Annotated in this window: 2 protein-coding genes; both read right to left on the bottom strand. The window is 71.8% G+C overall.

Annotation, left to right across the window (positions count from 1 at the left end):
• The coding region (locus VF794_RS28140; RefSeq protein ID WP_331115661.1) for a hypothetical protein at positions 1-650 on the bottom strand (650 nt) is incomplete at its 3' end.
• A gap of 48 nt (positions 651-698) precedes the next feature.
• Positions 699-2,978: a sensor histidine kinase gene (locus tag VF794_RS28135; protein WP_331115659.1), complete on the bottom strand. Its 2,280-nt coding sequence runs from the start codon at positions 2,976-2,978 to the stop codon at positions 699-701.
• Positions 2,979-3,151 lie beyond the last annotated feature (173 nt).

Below are 3,151 nucleotides of genomic sequence, written 5' to 3'. Positions count from 1 at the left end.
GCCGTGTAGCGGTACAGCATCGCGTGCACCTGCCGGTCCTGCTCGTTCCGGTTCTCACAGTGCTTCGAGTACTCCTCGAACGCCTGCAGGCTGCTCACCAGCTGCGACAGGTGGTTGGGGCACTCGCACTGCACCACGCTGGAGACCTCCAGCAGCTTGCCCAGCGCCTCCGGCGTGTAGCGCGGCGGATTGGGAATCGCCGGCACCGGCACCGATGCCATCACCCCCGCGCTCGGCCCCACCTTCGGGGTCGCCGTGCTCGCCGGGGCCGCCTTCGCCTGCGGCTGGAGCATGTCGTCCAGCACCGCCAGGTGCACGTGCGCCCGCAGCAGCGACAGCGAGATGGGCCCCTGCAACAGCCGCACCTTGCCCGCCGGGTATTCCTGGAGCACCCCGCGCTTCGCGAAGCGGTACGTCACGATGGCGTGCCGGGCCCCCGAGTCCTCCAGCAGCGCCGGCACCACCCCCGTCTCCACCGAGTTCAGCTCCAGGAAGTCCAGCGCCAGCACGTCCGGCCGCCTCACCTTCACCTCCGCCTGGAACGCCTCCAGCGACGTGCCCGACCACACCACCTCCACGTCCCGGAGCGCCTGCGGATTCTCTCTCAGCTGCGCGGGGTACGACTCTCCCAACAGGGCCAGCTTCACCATGACTCACCTCGTGACACCGCACAGCGTCATCCGACCCTCCATCCCCACTCAATCCGACTGGTGCACCAACCCCGGACCGTGCTCCGGGGCATCCACTTCCCGACTCACCGGCGCCAGCGGAAGTTCGACGGTGAACGTCGCCCCCTCTCCCGCCGCGCTCTCCACGCGGATGGTGCCCCCGTGCGCCTCGACGAGCTGCCGGACGATGTACAGCCCCAGCCCGAAGCCCTCCTTCTTCCCCCGGCCGGAGGCCGCCTTCTTGAAGCGCTCGAAGATGGAGGCCTGCTCCTCCGGCGGAATCCCCGGCCCGTGGTCTCGCACCCGCAGCCGCGCGTGGTCCGCTACCCGCTCCGCCCGCACGTGGATGGGTTGCCCCTTGCCGTACTTGAGGGCGTTGGACAGCAGGTTCGTCAGCACCCGCTCCAGCCGCAGCCGGTCCCACCGCCCCACCACCCCCGGCTCCACCTCTACCTCCACCCGACTGCCCGCCTCCGCCGCCTGGTCCACGTGCCGCGCCACCCCCTCGTGCACCAGCTCCGCCAGGTCCACCTCCACCGCCTCCAGCTCCAGCCTCCCCGAGGACAGCCGCGACAAGTCCAACAGGTTGTGCAGCAGCCTCGCCAGTCGCTGTGTCTGGCGCAGCGCCGTGCCGAGGCCCTCGCACAGCTTCTCCTGCTCCGTCGGCGGCGAGCGCCTCAACTTGCCCAGCAGCAGTTGCAGGTTGTTGAGCGGGTTGCCCAGGTCGTGCGCCGCCACGCCGATGAGCTCCAGCGCCGCCTGCGCCTCGCGCAGCAGCCGCGCGTTGTCCAGCGCCAGCGCCGCGTGGCCCGCCAGCTCCTCGATGAACACCTGGTCCGACTCCGTGAAGCGCAGCTCCGGCCTCCCCGACAGCAGGATGAGCACGCCCAGCCCTCGCCCCCCCACGCGCAGCGGCACCGACAGGTACGAGCGGATGTCCAGCTCCCGAAAGAGCCTCAGGTGCTCGGCGTCGAGCGCCGCGGCCTCCAGCATCTCCGGCGTCACCTCGGCGACACGCTCCGTGCGGCCCGTGCGCAGCACCTCCGAGGCGCTACCCCGCCACTCCCGCCCGGGTTGGTAGCGGATGATGTCCCAGACGAGGCGCTCCTTCTCCGGAGCGGCGTGCGCCACGGCGCGAGGCTGCAACTCGCCCGAGGCGTCGAGCAGGAAGAGCAGGCAGCCATCGGCCAGCTCCGGCACCATCCGCCGCGCCAGGGCCACCACCGCCCGGTCCGGATCCTCCTCCGTGTGGAAGAGGCGCTCGGCCACGGCCAGCAGGCGCTGGGCATGCTCCATGCGGTTGCGGTCGGTGATGTCGCGCGTGAGCACGGCATAGCCCTTGAGCCGACCGTCCGCGTTGCGCAGCGCGGTGAGCAGCGTCTCGGCCCAGAAGCGCGTGCCGTCCTCGCGCATCCGCCAGCCCTTCGTCACCCGTCGCCCCTCCCGCGCCGCCCGCTCCAGCTCCTGCTGGGGCTCGCCCCGCGCCACCGCCTCCGGGGGATAGAGACGCGCGTCCGGGTGGCCGATGATGTCGTCCGCGCGCCAGCCCTGGATGCGCTCGGCCCCCAGGTTCCAGCTCGCCACCCGGCCGTCGGGGTCCAACAGGTAGATGGCGTAGTCCTTCACCCCCTCCACCAGCAGCCGGAAGCGCTCCTCCGTGGCCTGGGCCGCGTGGTGCAGCGGCCACAGGGCCCGGGTGAGCACCCACGCCAGCCCCATCGCCACCATCACGCCCAGTGTGGCCACCACCAGGATGAGCCCGCGCACCCGCTGATCCGTCTTGTTGGCGAACCGCCGCCCCTCCTCCATCCGTTGTGCGGTGAGGCTCGCGAGTCGTTCCAGCGCCTGCTCCGTCCGCTCGCTCGTCTCGGCCACGCCCAGGAAGAGCGCGTGCGGCACCAATGGGGGGTCGCCCCGCCGCCGGGCCTCCTCCAGCCGCGCATGGGCCTCCTGGTGCAGGTGCTCGGCCCTGGCGACCGCCTCCAGCGCATGGGCCTCCTCGCCCTCCGCGTGCGAGCGCAGCTCCTCCAACACCTCCAGGAAGTGCGCCCGGGCGTTGGCGGCACTCCCCTGGAAGAGGTCGTCACCCGTCATGCCCTGTGCACGCAGGGCGGCGAGCTTCTCGCCGAAGAAGCGGCGCAGCTGCTCCACCGCCACCAGGTGCTCGACGCGTTCCGTGTTGAGCGCCTCGTTGCTGGCGAACACCGAGCGCACGGCGAGCGCGGTGATGCCGGCAATGGCCAGCGCCACCGCCAGCGAGGCAATGAGCCCCACCGCGATGCGCGTCGCGAACGTCCAGGGGCGCCTCATCCGCTTCCCCTCCCCCCACCACGAGCCGGCGGCCCGTGCACGTCAAGGTGAGGCCCTGACGCCCATGTAGGAATCGGTGCCCCCGGGCAATCCACCGTCGGGAAACCGTCGTTCCCTTGACCCCGGGTCCAAGCCGCTCCGTTCACCACCCGGCGCCGGGGAGGGCCGGGCCC

This window comes from Archangium sp., from assembly GCF_036389735.1.
Taxonomy (GTDB): domain Bacteria; phylum Myxococcota; class Myxococcia; order Myxococcales; family Myxococcaceae; genus Archangium.
The sequence above is the reverse complement of the archived record's forward strand: the minus strand, read 5'-3'. Positions and strand labels throughout refer to the sequence as shown.